The organism is Caballeronia sp. AZ10_KS36, from assembly GCF_023631105.1.
Taxonomy (GTDB): Bacteria; Pseudomonadota; Gammaproteobacteria; order Burkholderiales; family Burkholderiaceae; genus Caballeronia.
In genome coordinates this window covers 80,434-95,229 of record NZ_JALQDQ010000002.1, presented here as the reverse complement: position 1 = coordinate 95,229, position 14,796 = coordinate 80,434, and the positions used below count along the sequence as shown (strand labels likewise).

The following is a 14,796-nucleotide window of genomic DNA, read 5'->3' as shown; positions in this document are numbered from 1 at the left end:
TGCCCCGTCCGCACCGTGAACGACAAGACACCCGAGTCCACGCCCGCTATCGAGAGCCCGCCGCTCGATCCGCCGCAGCCTCGCCCGGACTATCCGCCCGCGCTACTTGAGACGCCGCTTCTCACCGATGAGGAACTCGCCGCATCGCGCGAAGCGGCGCTTTCGCATTGGGACCGCGCGTCGGACCTGTGGCTCTTCGGCTATGGCTCGCTCATCTGGAATCCCGGGCTGCCGACGCTCGAAGCGGTGCGCGGCAAAGTGCATGGCTATCATCGCGGGCTGTATCTGTGGTCGCGCGTCAATCGCGGCACGCCGGAGCAGCCGGGCCTCGTGCTCGCGCTCGATCGCGGCGGCTCCTGCACCGGCATGGCGTTCCGGCTCGGCGGGCCGGACACGGAGGAGCATCTGGACGTCCTGTGGCGACGCGAAATGGCCATGGCCTCATATCGCCCGGCATGGCTGCCGTGCACGCTGATCGACGGGCGACGCGTGCAGGCGCTCGCGTTCGTCATGCGCCGCGATGCGACGTCGTACACGGGCAAGCTGGCCGATCCGGTCATCCGCACGGTGTTCGGCTGCGCGAGCGGTCGATACGGCACCACGCTCGATTACGTGAGCCGCACGGTAGAAGCCTTGCGGGAAAGCGGCATGCCGGACCGCGCGCTCGAGGCGCTGCTGCGACGTTGCCAGGGCAGCGAGTGAGCTTCTCGCCGAATGAAAAAGGGGTCGGCCGATCGGCTAACGATGCGCGCCTGACACCTATTTTGCATATCGATCGGCTAGCATCGTGGAGCGTTTCGCTAAGCGCGCCGCACCACGCAGGCCGCGTTTTACCTTGGTGTATGCTTAAGTTTCTGTGAATTCGCGCCCGGGTCTTCCCGGGCGCTCCGCTATGAACGAACCCTATCCCAGTCGACGCCACGCCGACAAACCGCAGGAAAAACGCTCGCTGCTCGAGCGTCTGACCGATTTCATCTCGCACGAACCCGAGTCGCGCGACGAGCTTCTCGAAGTGCTGCAGGACGCCCACGAGCGCAACCTGCTCGACGCCGATTCGCTTTCGATGATCGAAGGCGTCTTTCAGGTGTCCGATCTCTGCGCGCGCGACATCATGATTCCGCGCGCCCAGATGGACGCCATCAACATCGCGGAAACGCCCGCCGAATTCATTCCATTCGTGCTGGAAAAAGCGCACTCGCGCTATCCGGTGTACGAGGGCAACCGCGACAACGTCATCGGCGTGCTGCTCGCGAAAGACCTGCTGCGCTATTACGCCGAGGAAGAGTTCGACGTGCGCGGCATGCTGCGCCCCGCCGTGTTCATCCCCGAGTCGAAGCGTCTCAACGTGCTGCTGCACGACTTCCGCGTGAACCGCAATCACATTGCGATCGTCGTCGATGAATACGGCGGCGTCGCGGGCCTCATCACCATCGAGGACGTGCTGGAGCAGATCGTCGGCGACATCGAGGACGAATACGACTTCGACGAGGAAACCGGCAATATCATCGCGTCGCCGGACGGCAAGTTCCGCGTGCGCGCGTTGACGGGCATTCAACAGTTCAACGAAGAATTCGGCACCGACTTCTCCGACGAGGAAGTGGACACCATCGGCGGGCTCGTCACGCACCGCTTCGGGCGCGTGCCGCATCGCGGCGAGAAGGTGCGCATCGACGACTTCGCGTTCGAGATTCTTCGCGGCGACGCCCGCCAGGTTCACGTGCTGCTCGTGCGGCGCGTGCCCAATCTCACGCAGCAGCCGCGTCAGCCCGGCGACGACGAGAGCGAGCTGCGCGACTGACCTGCGGCGCGCGCCGTCCACCGCTTCACGAATACCTTTCGCTTTCGCCGACCTAGCAATCCATGGCCGATTCACCGTTTCGCTCCCTTTCGCGTCAATGCGACGCGTCCGCTTCGGCTGCGCCGCGTGCCCTCCCGTTCTGGCATTACCTCGTCGCGGCCGTGCTCGGCGCGGCGAACACGCTGTCGTTCGCGCCGACGCCGCACGGCGGCTGGATCGAACTCGTCATCTTCGCGTGCTTCTTTGCGTGGCTGTCGCGCACGAACGGCTGGAAAACCGCGGCGGCAACCGGCTGGGCCTTCGGCTTCGGCAACTTCGTCACGGGCGTCTGGTGGCTGTATGTGAGCATGCACGACTACGGCGGCATGGCCGCGCCGCTCGCCGCCGCCGCGGTCGCGCTGTTTTCGCTTTATCTCGCGGTGTATCCGGCGTTGTCGAGCCTCGTCTGGTCGCTCGTTGCGGGACGCGCCCGCTTCGGCGACGAAGACGCCGCCACCGCCCGCGAGATGGACGCATCGCCGCGCTTTGCACCCACCTGGCACGGCGCGTTCGCGTTCGCAAGCGCCTGGGCGCTCGGCGAATGGCTGCGCGGACTCGTGTTCACGGGCTTTCCGTGGCTCGCGAGCGGCTATGCGCAAGTGGACGGCCCGCTCGCCGGCTTCGGCGCGATCGCCGGCGTGTATGGCGTCGCATGGGTGCTCGCGCTCGTGGCTGCATGCATCGTGCAGGCGGTGGTCGCGTTTCGCGGGATGCGGCGGCGCGCGCTCACGCCCGCATTGACGGCGCTTGCGCTGATCGTCGCCGGCATGCTGCTCTCGCTCGTGCAATGGACGACGCCTGCGAACGCGCCGCTCGACGTGCGTCTGCTTCAAGGCAATGTGAAGCAGGAGATGAAGTTCGAGCAGGCGGGCGTCGACGAATCGCTTGCGCTGTACAAGCGGCTCATCACCGAGAAGCCGGCCGATCTGATCGTCACGCCGGAGACCGCGCTGCCTGTGCTGGCCGTTCAGGTGCCGCCGGCATTCGCAAGCGCGATCCGCAGTTTCGCCGACAGCACGCATTCGTCGATTCTCTTCGGCGCGATCGGCGTCACCATCCAGCCGGACGGACGCCCGACCGATTTCACGAACAGCCTCTTCGGCATCACGCCGGGCGTGAACGATGTGTATCGCTACGACAAGCATCATCTCGTGCCGTTCGGCGAATTCGTGCCGCTCGGCTTTCACTGGTTCGTGAACCTGATGGGCATTCCACTCGGCGATCTCGCGCGCGGCCCAGTCACGCAGAAGCCGTTCTTCGTGCATAACCAGCCGGTCGCCGTCGACGTTTGCTACGAGGACATCTTCGGCGAAGAGATCGCACGCACGCTGCGCGAACAGGAAACGCCCGCCGGCATTCTCGTCAACTCGACGAATCTCGCGTGGTTCGGCAATACCATCGCGCTCGATCAGCATTTGCAGATCGCGCGCATGCGTTCGATCGAAACCGGCCGGCCGACGCTCCGGGCGACGAACACGGGCATGACCGCCGTGATCGCGGCAAACGGCGATGTCGTGTCGCGTCTGCCGACATTTACGACCGGCGTGCTCGAAGCGCGCGTGCAGGGCACCTCGGGACGCACGCCGTATGTGACGAGCGGGAATGCGACGGTGATCGTCGTGTCGCTGCTGTTGCTGGCGGTCGGCTTTGCGTTTGCGCCGAGGAAGAAGCGCCGGGTCTGACGCGTGTATCGCAACGCGGCTCTTGCGCGCAACACGGGCTGCAATGACGCACAGGCGCTCAGCCCGGTCAAGCGCCCTCGCTCCCAAAAAGTCCCGCCGGTCCCGCGTTCCAGCTAAAATTCAAGGTTTTAGCACTTCGGCCGAGCCTCGGAGCCGCGCGTTTTATCGGCGCGCGCCCGGTCCGTATCAAAGGCAACCATGCTCACCTTTCAGCAAATCATCCTGACGCTGCAGTCCTATTGGAACGACAAGGGCTGCGCGCTTCTCCAGCCCATCGACATGGAAGTCGGCGCGGGCACCTCGCACGTGCACACCTTCCTGCGCGCGATCGGTCCCGAGCCGTGGCGCGCGGCCTACGTGCAGCCGTCGCGCCGCCCGAAGGACGGCCGCTATGGCGAGAACCCCAACCGCCTGCAGCACTACTATCAGTATCAGGTCGTGCTCAAGCCCGCGCCTGAAAACATCCTCGATCTTTATCTCGGCTCGCTCGAAGCACTGGGCTTCGATCTGAAGCAGAACGACGTGCGCTTCGTCGAGGACGACTGGGAGAACCCGACGCTCGGCGCATGGGGACTCGGCTGGGAAGTGTGGCTCAACGGCATGGAAGTGACGCAGTTCACGTACTTCCAGCAGGTAGGCGGCCTCGACTGCAAGCCAGTGCTCGGCGAGATCACGTATGGTCTCGAACGCCTCGCCATGTATTTGCAGAAAGTCGAGAACGTGTACGACCTCGTCTGGACCGAATGGGAAGAAGACGGCCCGAACGGCAAGGTGCTGCGCCGCCTGACTTACGGCGACGTGTATCACCAGAACGAAGTCGAGCAGTCCACCTACAACTTCGAGCACGCGAACGTCGATCTGCTCTTCAACTTCTTCAACAGCTACGAAGCCGAAGCCAAGAAGATGATCGAGGCGAAGCTCGCGTTGCCTGCGTATGAACTCGTGCTGAAGGCCGGCCATACGTTCAATCTGCTCGATGCGCGCGGCGCGATTTCCGTGACCGAGCGCGCGGCGTATATCGGCCGCATTCGTGCGTTGTCGCGTCTCGTCGCGCAGGCCTACTACGATTCCCGCGAAAGTCTCGGCTTTCCGATGCTCGGCAATCCCGTGCACGCCGCCGCGGAGCTCGTCACCGATCAGCAGGAAGCCGCGCGTCCGGCCTGGGCGCCGCCGCTCAAGGTGGAAAGCGCGCCGCCGGGCGAAACGCGCAACAACGATCAGGTTTGACGAGGCAAGACAGAACAATGACGCAATCCAATCACGCTTCCCTGCTCGTCGAGCTGCTCACCGAAGAACTTCCGCCGAAAGCCCTCGCGCGTCTCGGCACCGCGTTCGCTGAAGGCATCGTCGAGCGGCTCGCCGCCCGCGATCTGATCGAAGGCGCCGTATCGTTCGAACAGTACGCAACGCCGCGCCGCCTCGCCGTGTTGATCCGAAACGTGCGCGATGTCGCGCCCGAGAAGCAGGTCCGCGAAAAGGTGCTGCCGGTCTCGGTCGCGCTCGACAAGGAAGGCAATCCCACGCCGCCGCTCGCGAAGAAACTCGCTGCGCTCGGTTTCCCCGACTTTCCGCTCGCCGAACTCGAACGCGCGCAGGACGGCAAGGCCGAAGCGTTCTTCCTGCGCTATGCCGCGCCCGGCGCGACGCTCGCCGACGGACTGCAAGCCGCGCTCGACGAAACGCTGACCAAGCTGCCGATCCCGAAGGTCATGACGTATCAGCGCCCGGACGGCACCAACGTGCAGTTCGTGCGTCCGGTGCAGCGCCTCGTCGCCATGCACGGCCGCAATGTCGTGCCGGTGAGCGCGCTCGGCGTCGATGCGGGCGATACGACTATCGGCCATCGCTTTCTGTCGCACGGCTTCGTCGCGATTCCGAGCGCCGACGACTACTCGGAAACGCTGCGCACGAAGGCGCATGTCGTCGCGAATTTCGATGACCGCCGCGAATCCATCCGCACGCAATTGCAGGCGTTCGCAGGCGAAGACCGCGTCGTGATGCCGGAGTCGCTGCTCGACGAAGTGAACGCGCTCGTCGAATGGCCGGTCGTGTATCAGTGCCGCTTCGACGAGGAGTTCCTGCAAGTGCCGCAGGAATGTCTCATCCTCACGATGCAGACGAACCAGAAGTATTTCGCGCTCACGGACCAGAACGGCAAGCTGCGCTCGCGTTTTCTGATCGTGTCGAACATCGATACGCAAACGCCCGCCGAGATCATCGAAGGCAACGAGCGCGTGGTGCGTCCGCGTCTCGCGGATGCGAAGTTCTTCTTCACGCAGGACAAGAAGAAGCGCCTCGAAGAGCGCGTGCCGCTGCTGGCCAACGTGGTCTATCACAACAAGCTCGGCTCGACGCTCGAACGCGTGCAGCGTCTCGAAGCGCTCGCGGGCGAGATCGCGCCGATGGTCGGCGTCGATGCCGCGCTCACGCGCCGCGCGGCGCGTCTTGCGAAGGCCGACTTGCTCACCGACATGGTCGGCGAATTCCCCGAGCTGCAAGGCACGATGGGCACCTACTACGCGCGCCACGACGGCGAGCCGGAAGAAGTCGCGCTCGCGTGCTCGGAGCACTATCAGCCGCGCTTCTCCGGCGACGACACGCCGTCCACGGGCGTCGGCTCGGCGGTCGCGCTCGCGGACAAGCTCGAAACCATCGTCGGCATCTGGGGCATCGGTCTCGCGCCGACGGGCGAAAAGGACCCGTTCGCGCTGCGCCGTCATGCGCTCGGCGTGCTGCGCATCCTGCTCGAAAAGAAGCTGCCGGTGGACCTGCGCAATCTCGTCGCCGCCGCGCAGCGCCAGTTCGCCGGCATGCCGCAAGTCGCGGATTCGACGGAAGCCGTGTATGCGTTCTTCCTGGATCGTCTGCGTGGCCTCTTGCGCGAACGCGGCTTCGAAGCCAATGACATCGAGGCCGTTCTCAGCCTGAATCCGACGCGTCTCGACGATATCGTCGCGCGGCTGGACGCCGTGCGCGAATTCGCGGCGCTGCCGGAAGCGGCATCGCTCGCGGCGGCCAACAAGCGCATCACGAACATCCTCAAGAAGTCGGAGCAAGGCGCGCCTTCGTCGGTGAATCCGGAACTGCTCGTGGAACCGGCCGAGAAGAATCTGTACGCGCAGATTCAGAGCGTGACGCCGCGCGTGCAAAGCCAGCTCGCCGCGCGCAACTACACCGAAGCCTTGAGCGCGCTTGCCGCACTGCGCGAGAGCGTCGATACGTTCTTCAACGACGTGATGGTGAACGCGGAAGACGCCGCGCTCAGAAACAACCGCCTCGGCCTGCTCGGCGCGCTGCATCAGCAGATGAACTGCGTGGCCGACATCTCCAAGCTCGCGGCGTAAGTCATGAACAGACGACTCGTGATTCTGGACCGCGACGGCGTCATCAACGTCGATTCGGACGCGTTCATCAAGTCACCGGACGAATGGGTCGCCATTCCCGGCAGTCTCGAAGCCATCGCGCGGCTGAATCAGGCGGGCTACCGCGTGGCGATCGCGTCGAACCAGTCGGGCATCGGGCGCGGTCTTTTCGACATGGCCGCGCTCAACGCCATGCATCAGAAGATGAACCGCGCGGCGGCGGCGGTCGGCGGACGCATCGACGCGATCTTCTTCTGTCCGCATACGGCCGAAGACGAGTGCGATTGCAGAAAGCCGAAGCCCGGCATGCTGCAGCAGATCATCGACCGTTTCGAGATCGATCCGGAAGACACGCCCGTCGTCGGCGATGCCCTGCGCGATCTTCAGGCGGGCGCGGCGCTAGGCTTTCCGGTGCATCTCGTGCTGACCGGCAAGGGCGAAAAAACGCTCGCGCAAGGCAACCTGCCCGAAGGCACGCAGGTTCACAAGGACCTGCGCGCCTTCGCGCTCGACTTTCTCGCGCGGCACCACGACTGACCGCTCTTACGCTCTGCCACGTACCGCCAGGACTTCATGCGCTTCATCCGTTCTCTGCTGCTGATGCTGTACTTCGTCGTGTACACGGTGCCGTACGCGACCGCCTGCTTCATCGCGTTTCCGTTCATGCGCGCGCACAACCGCTACTGGATGGCGGCAGGCTGGTGCAAATCGACCATCGTCGTGCTGCGGTATCTCGTCGGCATTCGCTACACCATAGAAGGCATGGAGAACCTGCCGAATGGTCCCGCCGTGCTGCTGTCGAAGCATCAATCCGCATGGGAAACGCTCGCGTTTCCGGCGCTGATGCCGCGCCCGCTCTGCTATGTGTTCAAGCGCGAGTTGCTGTACGTGCCGTTTTTCGGCTGGGCGCTCGGTCTCCTGAAGATGGTGCACATCGACCGCTCGCAGGGCCGCGACGCATTCGCATCGGTCACGCGCCAAGGCCGCGCGCGCATGGACGAAGGCGCGTGGGTCATCATGTTTCCGGAAGGCACGCGCACGCGCGTCGGCGCGCAAGGCAAGTACAAGACCGGCGGCGCGCGCTTCGCGGTGGCCACGGGCGCGCCTGTCGTGCCGATCGCGCATAACGCCGGGCACGTCTGGCCGCGCAATTCGTTCATGAAATATCCGGGTATAGTCACGGTGTCGATCGGCAAGCCCATCGATACCGCCGGTCTCTCGCCCGAAGAAGTGAATGCGCGCGTCGAGAGCTGGATCGAAACGGAGATGCGCCGTATCGATCCGCTCGCTTATGCCGCGCCGGGCAGTGAGCCGCATCGGGCCGGCGCTGCGGGCGCGGGCCGCTGACGCGGCCTCGCACTGGAAAGTCAGAGCCGCGGCGTGCCTTATTCGTTCCTGTCGTCATTCCTGCGCCGCGAGCGCAAAGCCGAGCCGATGCAGAAGACTCCCTCGCGACAGCGCCCCGCCGTCGCGCTCGATACACTGCAACTCGATCTTCCGTTCGAGCATGCGCCCGCCGCCGCGCCCGCGCCGCTGCGCGGCGAGCTTCCCTCTTCCGAGCCGACCGCGAAGCCTGCGCCGCTGCCCGAAGGCGTGCGGCTGCGGCGCATTGTGCTCGGCGCGCGCGCGCTGGATTACCGCTTCAAACGCTCGGCGCGCCGCACCATCGGCTTTTGCATCGACGCGACCGGACTCACGATCACCGCGCCGCGCTGGGTGACGATCGCGGATATCGAAAGCGCCATCGTCGACAAGCAGAGCTGGATTCTGCGCAAGCTGGCCGAATGGCAAACGCGCGTCGAGGAACGCGCGCTGCCGCGCATCGAATGGAAGGACGGCGCGGAGTTTCCGTTTCTCGGCAAGACGATTCGCGTGTCGCTGAACGCGGCCGCGAGCGCGCTTTCCTTCGATGCCGAAACCAACGTGCTGGCGCTCGCCCTGCCCGCGCTCGCCGACGCGCAGCAGATCAAGGACCGCGTGCAGAACTGGCTGCAAAGCGAAGCGAAGCGCATCTTCGGCGAGCGGCTCGCGGTGTATGCGCAGAAGCTGGGCGTCGAATTTCGCGCGTACGCGTTGTCGTCGGCTGCGACGCGCTGGGGCAGTTGTTCGAGCGACGGCAAGATTCGCCTCAACTGGCGGCTCATTCACTTTCCGATGTGGATCATCGATTACGTGGTCGCGCACGAGCTTGCGCACTTGCGCGAGATGAACCACAGCCCGCGTTTCTGGCGCACGGTCGAATCCATCTTTCCGGAGTTCCGCGAGGCGCGGCATACGCTGAAGCACCATCCGCCGGACCTGTTGCCGACGCTGTAAGCACGCGTTCGGGGCGAACGGTACAATTTCGCATACCCCGCAATCGCGGCTTTGCGCCGCCGTTCATCACAACAGGACCCCCACCATGCGACTCCTCCACACGATGCTGCGCGTCGGCGACCTGCAGCGTTCCATCGATTTCTATACGCGTATTCTCGGCATGAAAGTGCTGCGCCAGAGCGAGAACCCGGAGTACAAGTACACGCTCGCGTTCGTCGGCTACGGCGACGAGAGCGAGAACAGCGTGCTGGAACTGACGTACAACTGGGGCGTCGAGAAGTACGAGATGGGCACGGCTTACGGCCATATCGCGCTCGAAGTGGATAACGCGGCCGAGGCGTGCGACCGCATCCGCGAAGCGGGCGGCAAGGTCACGCGCGAAGCCGGTCCCGTGAAGGGCGGCAAGACGGTGATCGCGTTCGTCGAAGATCCGGACGGCTACAAGGTCGAGCTGATCGAAAAGCATTCCTGATCGCCGGTTCATCCGACAAAGCAAGCGCGCTGCGATTCTCGTCGCCGCGCGCTTTTTTTTCGCCTGCCGTCAGCCTTCGATACGGTCGCGCGTCACGCCGAGCAGATCGGCCATCGCGCGCCGCGCGGCAGCGGCGTCGCGAGCGGCGATGGCATCGAACACCGCCGTGTGTTCGGCCAGCGACGCGTTGAACACATCCGCGCGCTTCGCATTCAGGCGCAACTGGCCTTCGAGCGTGCGCGCGATCAACGCGCCCAGCGGCACCAGCAACTCGTTGCTGCACGCGGCCAGCACGCATAAGTGAAAGTCGAGGTCGGCGCGGACCCATTCGTCGACGTTGCGCGCTTCCTTCATCGCGCGATGCGCGCGTTCCAGCCGTTCCAGCGTGCTCGGCTCGTGGTTGCCGGCGGCGAGCGCGGCCGCATACGGCTCGATCATCTCGCGCATCTCCTGGAGCTTCAGCGCAAAGAGCATGGGCGGCGCGACGCGCGAATACCAGTCGAGCATGTCGGCGTCGAGCAGATTCCACGCGTCCTTCGGGCGCACCCGCGTGCCCACCTTCGGCCGCGATTCGACGAGCCCTTTCGATGTCAGCGTGCGCAGCGCCTCGCGCAGCACGGTGCGGCTCACGCCGAAGCGTTCGATCAAATCCGCTTCGCGCGGCAACGGCGAGCCGGGCGGGAAGTCGCCCCGCAGAATAGCCATGCCCAGTTCGTGCGCCACGCGGCCATGCAAATCGCGGTGAATGATCCACTCCTCGTCGGTCTCGTTGATTCGGGCGTGATTATGCTCGAACACCTGCGACGCCCAAAGAGCGCCTGCCGCCAATAGTACTATTAATACGACCAGACGCGCCGCTTTTTGCTACTATGGAGACCCTTGCAGGAGACGCTCACATGAAAATCACGAAACTCGAAACCTTTATCGTTCCGCCGCGCTGGTGCTTCCTCAAGATCGAAACCGACGAAGGCATCACCGGTTGGGGCGAGCCCGTCGTCGAAGGCCGCGCGCACACGGTGGCCGCCGCCGTCGACGAACTCGCGGACTATCTGATCGGCAAGGACCCGCGCCATATCGAAGACTTGTGGCAAGTGATGTATCGCGCGGGCTTCTATCGCGGCGGCGCGATCGGCATGAGCGCGATCGCGGGCGTCGATCAGGCGCTGTGGGACATTCTCGGCAAGCATCACGGCGTGCCGATTCACGCGCTGCTCGGCGGCCAGGTGCGCGACAAGATCAAGGTGTATTCGTGGATCGGCGGCGATCGTCCGAGCGATGTCGCGAACAACGCGCGCGCGGTCGTCGAACGCGGCTTCAAGGCCGTTAAGATGAACGGCTCCGAAGAACTTCAGATGATCGACACGTTCGACAAGGTGCAAGGCGTGATCGACAACGTGCGCGCCGTGCGCGAGGCGGTCGGCCCGAACGTCGGCATCGGCGTGGACTTCCATGGCCGCGTGCACAAGCCGATGGCGAAGGTGCTGGCGAGAGAACTCGATCCGTTCAAGCTGATGTTCATCGAGGAGCCGGTGCTCTCCGAGAACGTCGAGGCGCTGCGCGATATCGTCAATCAGACGAGCACGCCGATTGCGCTCGGCGAGCGGCTGTATTCGCGCTGGGACTTCAAGCACATTCTCGCGGGCGGCTATGTCGATATCATCCAGCCGGACGCGTCGCACGCGGGCGGGCTGACGGAGTGCCGCAAGATCGCGTCGATGGCCGAAGCCTACGATGTCGCGCTCGCGCTGCATTGCCCGCTCGGGCCGATTGCGCTCGCCACGTGTCTGCAAATCGATGCCGTCAGCTACAACGCGTTCATTCAGGAACAGAGTCTCGGCATCCACTACAACACGGGCAACGATCTGCTCGACTACATCAAGAATCCCGAGGTCTTCAAGTACGACGACGGCATGGTGTCGATCCCGCAAGGGCCGGGACTCGGCATTGAAGTCAACGAGGAGAAGGTGCGCGAGATGGCGAAGGTGGGCCACCGCTGGCGCAATCCGGTGTGGCGTCACGCGGATGGCAGCGTCGCGGAGTGGTGATTTGGATTAGCGTTTGAGCTTTGCGTTGACCGCGCCGCGTAGCGCATTGCTGAGAAGCAAACCTTCGGCGCGGTCGATGTCTCGCACGGTCAGCGTGCGTTCCGACGCGCCGAGTTCGTCCATCAGCACCGCCCGCATGACGCCCGGCAGCACGCCGGCGCTCAAGGGCGGCGTCCACCACTTTCCGTCCAGCTTCACGAACACGCTCGAACGGCCGCCTTCGGTCAGTTCGCCGCGCTCGTTCGTGAACAGCATGTCGAACGCGCCTTCGGCTTCGGCGGCTTTCCACGCGCGGTCGTAGTCGGCGCGGCGCGTCGTTTTGTGGCGAAGCAATACATCGGCGGATGATTGCGGCGCAAAGCCGCGCTCTGCGGCGAGCAGCACATCCACCGTATCCGACGACAATGGCGCAAGCGGCGCACTCGTCAGCGTAAGGCGTCCGCTCTTGTCGAGCGCGATGCGCAAGCGATACGGCTTGCCCGCTTCGAAGCTCGCGCATTTTTCGGCGACTTGCTCGTCCAGACTGCGCTTGGCGAAGGGGAAGCCCAAATACGCTGCGCTCGCTTCGAGTCGCGCAACGTGACGCGGGTAGTGGCGCACGCCTTCGTCCCGCGTGGCGTACGTCGTCTCGAAGAGTTCGAAGCCAGGGTCCGCGCCGGTCAGGAAGCGCGCCTTCAGAAGACACTCCTCGTACTCGCTCTCGGCGATGCTATCCAGCACGATGCCCGCGCCGATGCCAAGCAGGCCGCGCTGCTGGTCTGCGTCGATCACCAGCGTACGGATGGCGACGGAGAGGCAGAAATCGCCGCTCTTATCGAGCCAGCCGATTGCGCCGGTATAAAGCCCGCGCGGCGTGCTTTCGATCTGATCGATGAGTTGCATCGTGCGGTACTTCGGCGCGCCGGTAATCGACCCGCACGGAAAGAGCGCCCGCACGATCGCCGCGAACGGCGCGTCACGGGCGACGCGAGCCTCGACGGTCGAGGTCATTTGCCACACCGACGCATACGGCTCCACGGAAAAAAGCGCCGGCACATGCACGGAGCCCGTCGCCGCAACACGCGAGAGGTCGTTGCGCAGCAAGTCGACGATCATCACGTTCTCCGCGCGATTCTTCGGATCGCAGCGCAGCGCAGCGGGGTCCGACTCGCGCGGCGCGGTGCCTTTCATCGGCTTTGCGCGCAGCACGTCGCCATGCTTCTCGACGAAAAGCTCCGGCGAGCACGACACAACCGCGCGCCCATCCGGCAACGCGATGAAAGCGCCGTACCTGACGGGCTGCCGCTCCCGCAGCCGTCGATACAGCGCGAGCGGCGAGCCGAACACATCGAAATTCAGCCGGAACGTGTAGTTGACCTGATACGACTCGCCTTCTTCCAGCGCCTGCTTGATGGCAGCAATCGCGCGGTCGAATTCGTCACGCGTGATGCTCGGCTCGATACCGCCCACGCCCGCGACCAAAGGCTCGGCGCTTTCCGCGTCCTGCAACGCGAGCCATTCGCTCGCCTCATCGCGTGACAGCAGCGCGCACGAGCGGAACATGAGCACACGCAGCGCGTGATCGCCGCCGCGCTCAATGGTGCCGAACTGAAGGTTGCGCCCGAACTCGTAATCCGCGACGACGACTGCATGCAGTCCGCTTGTCAGATCGCGTTCGACGGCGGCGCAGACCGCATCGAGTTCGCGCCCGTCCTCGCACACATGCTCGTGCGAAAAGTCCGCGTACAAACGACTCGACCGCCTTTCGGCGGTCGCGTCGCAATCGTCGAGCAGCGCGAACACCGCGCTGCGTGCTTCGATCTTCATGGCAATGCTCGTAACGACTGCATCAGTCGAAGAAGCTCTTCACCCGGTCGAACCAGCTTTTGCTCTGCGGGCTATGCCGCGCGCCGCCTTCCGTCAGCGACTTCTCGAACTGCTTCAGCAGATCGCGCTGCTGATCGGTGAGCTTGACCGGCGTTTCCACCTGCACGTGCACGTAGAGATCGCCCGCAATGCTCGAACGCAAGCCCTTGATGCCCTTGCCGCGCAGGCGGAACGTCTTGCCCGACTGCGTGCCTTCGGGCACGGTGAAGCTCGCGCGTCCCGCCAGCGTCGGCACTTCGATCTCGCCGCCCAGCGCCGCCGTGGTGAACGGAATCGGCATCTGGCAATGCAGGTCGTCGCCGTCGCGCTCGAACACCGGGTGCTGCTTGATGTGGATTTCCACGTACAAGTCGCCGCTCGGCCCGCCGTTGATGCCCGGCTCGCCGTTGCCAGCCGAACGGATGCGCATGCCGTCGTCGATGCCCGCCGGAATCTTCACTTCCAGCGTCTTCGTTTCCTTCACCTTTCCCGCGCCGTGGCAGTTGCCGCACGGGTCGGGAACGTAGGTGCCGCTGCCGTGACACTTCGGGCACGTCTGCTGGATGCTGAAGAAGCCCTGCGACATCCGAACCTGGCCCTGGCCGTGACACGTCGGGCAGGTTTCCGGCTTGGTGCCCGGCTTCGCGCCCGAGCCATGGCAGACGTTACAGTTGACCCAGCTCGGCACGCGGATCTGCGTGTCGTAACCATGCGCGGCCTGCTCCAGCGTGATCTCCATGCTGTAGCGCAAGTCGGCGCCGCGATACACCTGCGGACCGCCGCGGCCGCCGCGCGCAGCACCGCCCGCCGCCTGCCCGAAGATGTCGCCGAAGATATCGCCGAACGCATCGGCAAAGCCGCCGAAGCCTTGCGCGCCCGCGCCCGCCATGTTCGGATCGACGCCCGCGTGACCGTACTGGTCGTACGCGGCGCGCTTTTGCTGGTCGGAGAGCATCTCGTAGGCTTCCTTCGCCTCCTTGAAGTTCTCTTCCGCCTTCTTGTTGTCCGGGTTGCGGTCAGGGTGATACTTCATCGCGAGCTTGCGATACGCCTTCTTGATCTCGTCGTCGCTCGCGTTCTTCGCAACGCCCAGAACGTCGTAGTAATCCCGTTTCGCCATGTCGGTTCCATGCCGCCGCGGAGTGACCGCGACGGTTCCTCTCGAATGCTTCGGACCAAACGGCCCGCGCGTAACCTCTGACGCCTCGCTGCAAAAACCCGCCTTCAGCAAGACGCC

General features: G+C 64.7%; 13 protein-coding genes. 10 read left to right on the top strand and 3 right to left on the bottom strand.

Going from position 1 to position 14,796, the window contains the following annotated elements; genetic code table 11:
• The first annotated feature begins 15 nt into the window (after positions 1-15).
• The 9 genes from NCR35_RS03460 to gloA all read left to right on the top strand — a co-directional run bounded on the left by NCR35_RS03460 (position 16) and on the right by gloA (position 9,669).
• Positions 16-702 carry a gamma-glutamylcyclotransferase gene (locus NCR35_RS03460; protein ID WP_502801639.1) on the top strand — a complete coding sequence of 229 codons (687 nt, stop codon included), beginning with the start codon at positions 16-18 and terminating at the stop codon, positions 700-702.
• Positions 703-892: 190 nt separating this feature from the next.
• Positions 893-1,798 carry a CorC family transporter gene (locus NCR35_RS03455; RefSeq protein WP_244847936.1) on the top strand — a complete coding sequence of 302 codons (906 nt, stop codon included), beginning with the start codon at positions 893-895 and terminating at the stop codon, positions 1,796-1,798.
• Positions 1,799-1,860: 62 nt separating this feature from the next.
• On the top strand, positions 1,861-3,519 hold the full coding sequence (lnt, locus tag NCR35_RS03450; protein WP_250533083.1) for an apolipoprotein N-acyltransferase: 1,659 nt from the start codon (positions 1,861-1,863) through the stop codon (positions 3,517-3,519).
• A gap of 198 nt (positions 3,520-3,717) precedes the next feature.
• Positions 3,718-4,746 carry a glycine--tRNA ligase subunit alpha gene (glyQ, locus tag NCR35_RS03445; protein WP_175939512.1) on the top strand — a complete coding sequence of 343 codons (1,029 nt, stop codon included), beginning with the start codon at positions 3,718-3,720 and terminating at the stop codon, positions 4,744-4,746.
• 17 nt (positions 4,747-4,763) lie between these two features.
• Complete coding sequence (gene glyS, locus NCR35_RS03440; RefSeq protein ID WP_250533081.1) at positions 4,764-6,863, top strand: glycine--tRNA ligase subunit beta; 2,100 nt, start codon at positions 4,764-4,766, stop codon at positions 6,861-6,863.
• Between the two features lie 3 nt (positions 6,864-6,866).
• A complete protein-coding gene (gene gmhB / locus NCR35_RS03435; protein WP_250533080.1) occupies positions 6,867-7,418 on the top strand; it encodes a D-glycero-beta-D-manno-heptose 1,7-bisphosphate 7-phosphatase in 552 nt (183 codons plus the stop codon).
• Between the two features lie 36 nt (positions 7,419-7,454).
• Positions 7,455-8,228 carry a lysophospholipid acyltransferase family protein gene (locus tag NCR35_RS03430; protein ID WP_244847932.1) on the top strand — a complete coding sequence of 258 codons (774 nt, stop codon included), beginning with the start codon at positions 7,455-7,457 and terminating at the stop codon, positions 8,226-8,228.
• An 87-nt stretch (positions 8,229-8,315) separates the two neighbouring features.
• Complete coding sequence (locus tag NCR35_RS03425; protein ID WP_250533078.1) at positions 8,316-9,197, top strand: M48 family metallopeptidase; 882 nt, start codon at positions 8,316-8,318, stop codon at positions 9,195-9,197.
• A gap of 85 nt (positions 9,198-9,282) precedes the next feature.
• Positions 9,283-9,669, top strand: a complete 387-nt coding sequence (gene gloA / locus NCR35_RS03420; RefSeq protein ID WP_175939508.1) for a lactoylglutathione lyase — start codon at positions 9,283-9,285, stop codon at positions 9,667-9,669.
• A 69-nt stretch (positions 9,670-9,738) separates the two neighbouring features.
• On the opposite strand, the gene NCR35_RS03415 is transcribed toward gloA, so the two are convergent.
• Positions 9,739-10,467 (bottom strand): FadR/GntR family transcriptional regulator, encoded by a 729-nt coding sequence (locus NCR35_RS03415; protein ID WP_502801638.1) that lies wholly within the window; start codon positions 10,465-10,467, stop codon positions 9,739-9,741.
• 98 nt (positions 10,468-10,565) lie between these two features.
• Between NCR35_RS03415 and dgoD the strand changes: the two genes are divergently transcribed.
• Entirely contained in the window at positions 10,566-11,714 is a 1,149-nt protein-coding gene (gene dgoD / locus NCR35_RS03410; protein WP_250533077.1) for a galactonate dehydratase, read from the top strand.
• Positions 11,715-11,720: 6 nt separating this feature from the next.
• Here dgoD and pabB read toward each other — a convergent pair whose 3' ends face one another.
• The gene (gene pabB / locus NCR35_RS03405) at positions 11,721-13,520 is read right to left on the bottom strand and encodes an aminodeoxychorismate synthase component I (protein WP_250533075.1); all 1,800 of its coding nucleotides are present in this window, start codon (positions 13,518-13,520) and stop codon (positions 11,721-11,723) included.
• Positions 13,521-13,542: 22 nt separating this feature from the next.
• Positions 13,543-14,679 (bottom strand): molecular chaperone DnaJ, encoded by a 1,137-nt coding sequence (gene dnaJ / locus NCR35_RS03400; protein ID WP_244847928.1) that lies wholly within the window; start codon positions 14,677-14,679, stop codon positions 13,543-13,545.
• Between the last annotated feature and the right edge of the window lie 117 nt (positions 14,680-14,796).

What these genes read in the sequence shown, in the direction of transcription:
- glyS (WP_250533081.1), top strand. Translation starts at nt 4,764, where the DNA reads ATGACGCAATCCAATCACGCTTCCCTGCTCGTCGAGCTGCTCACCGAA.
- dgoD (WP_250533077.1), top strand. Translation starts at nt 10,566, where the DNA reads ATGAAAATCACGAAACTCGAAACCTTTATCGTTCCGCCGCGCTGGTGC.
- NCR35_RS03430 (WP_244847932.1), top strand. Translation starts at nt 7,455, where the DNA reads ATGCGCTTCATCCGTTCTCTGCTGCTGATGCTGTACTTCGTCGTGTAC.
- gloA (WP_175939508.1), top strand. Translation starts at nt 9,283, where the DNA reads ATGCGACTCCTCCACACGATGCTGCGCGTCGGCGACCTGCAGCGTTCC.
- NCR35_RS03425 (WP_250533078.1), top strand. Translation starts at nt 8,316, where the DNA reads ATGCAGAAGACTCCCTCGCGACAGCGCCCCGCCGTCGCGCTCGATACA.
- gmhB (WP_250533080.1), top strand. Translation starts at nt 6,867, where the DNA reads ATGAACAGACGACTCGTGATTCTGGACCGCGACGGCGTCATCAACGTC.
- lnt (WP_250533083.1), top strand. Translation starts at nt 1,861, where the DNA reads ATGGCCGATTCACCGTTTCGCTCCCTTTCGCGTCAATGCGACGCGTCC.
- pabB (WP_250533075.1), bottom strand. Translation starts at nt 13,520, where the DNA reads ATGAAGATCGAAGCACGCAGCGCGGTGTTCGCGCTGCTCGACGATTGC.
- NCR35_RS03455 (WP_244847936.1), top strand. Translation starts at nt 893, where the DNA reads ATGAACGAACCCTATCCCAGTCGACGCCACGCCGACAAACCGCAGGAA.
- glyQ (WP_175939512.1), top strand. Translation starts at nt 3,718, where the DNA reads ATGCTCACCTTTCAGCAAATCATCCTGACGCTGCAGTCCTATTGGAAC.
- dnaJ (WP_244847928.1), bottom strand. Translation starts at nt 14,679, where the DNA reads ATGGCGAAACGGGATTACTACGACGTTCTGGGCGTTGCGAAGAACGCG.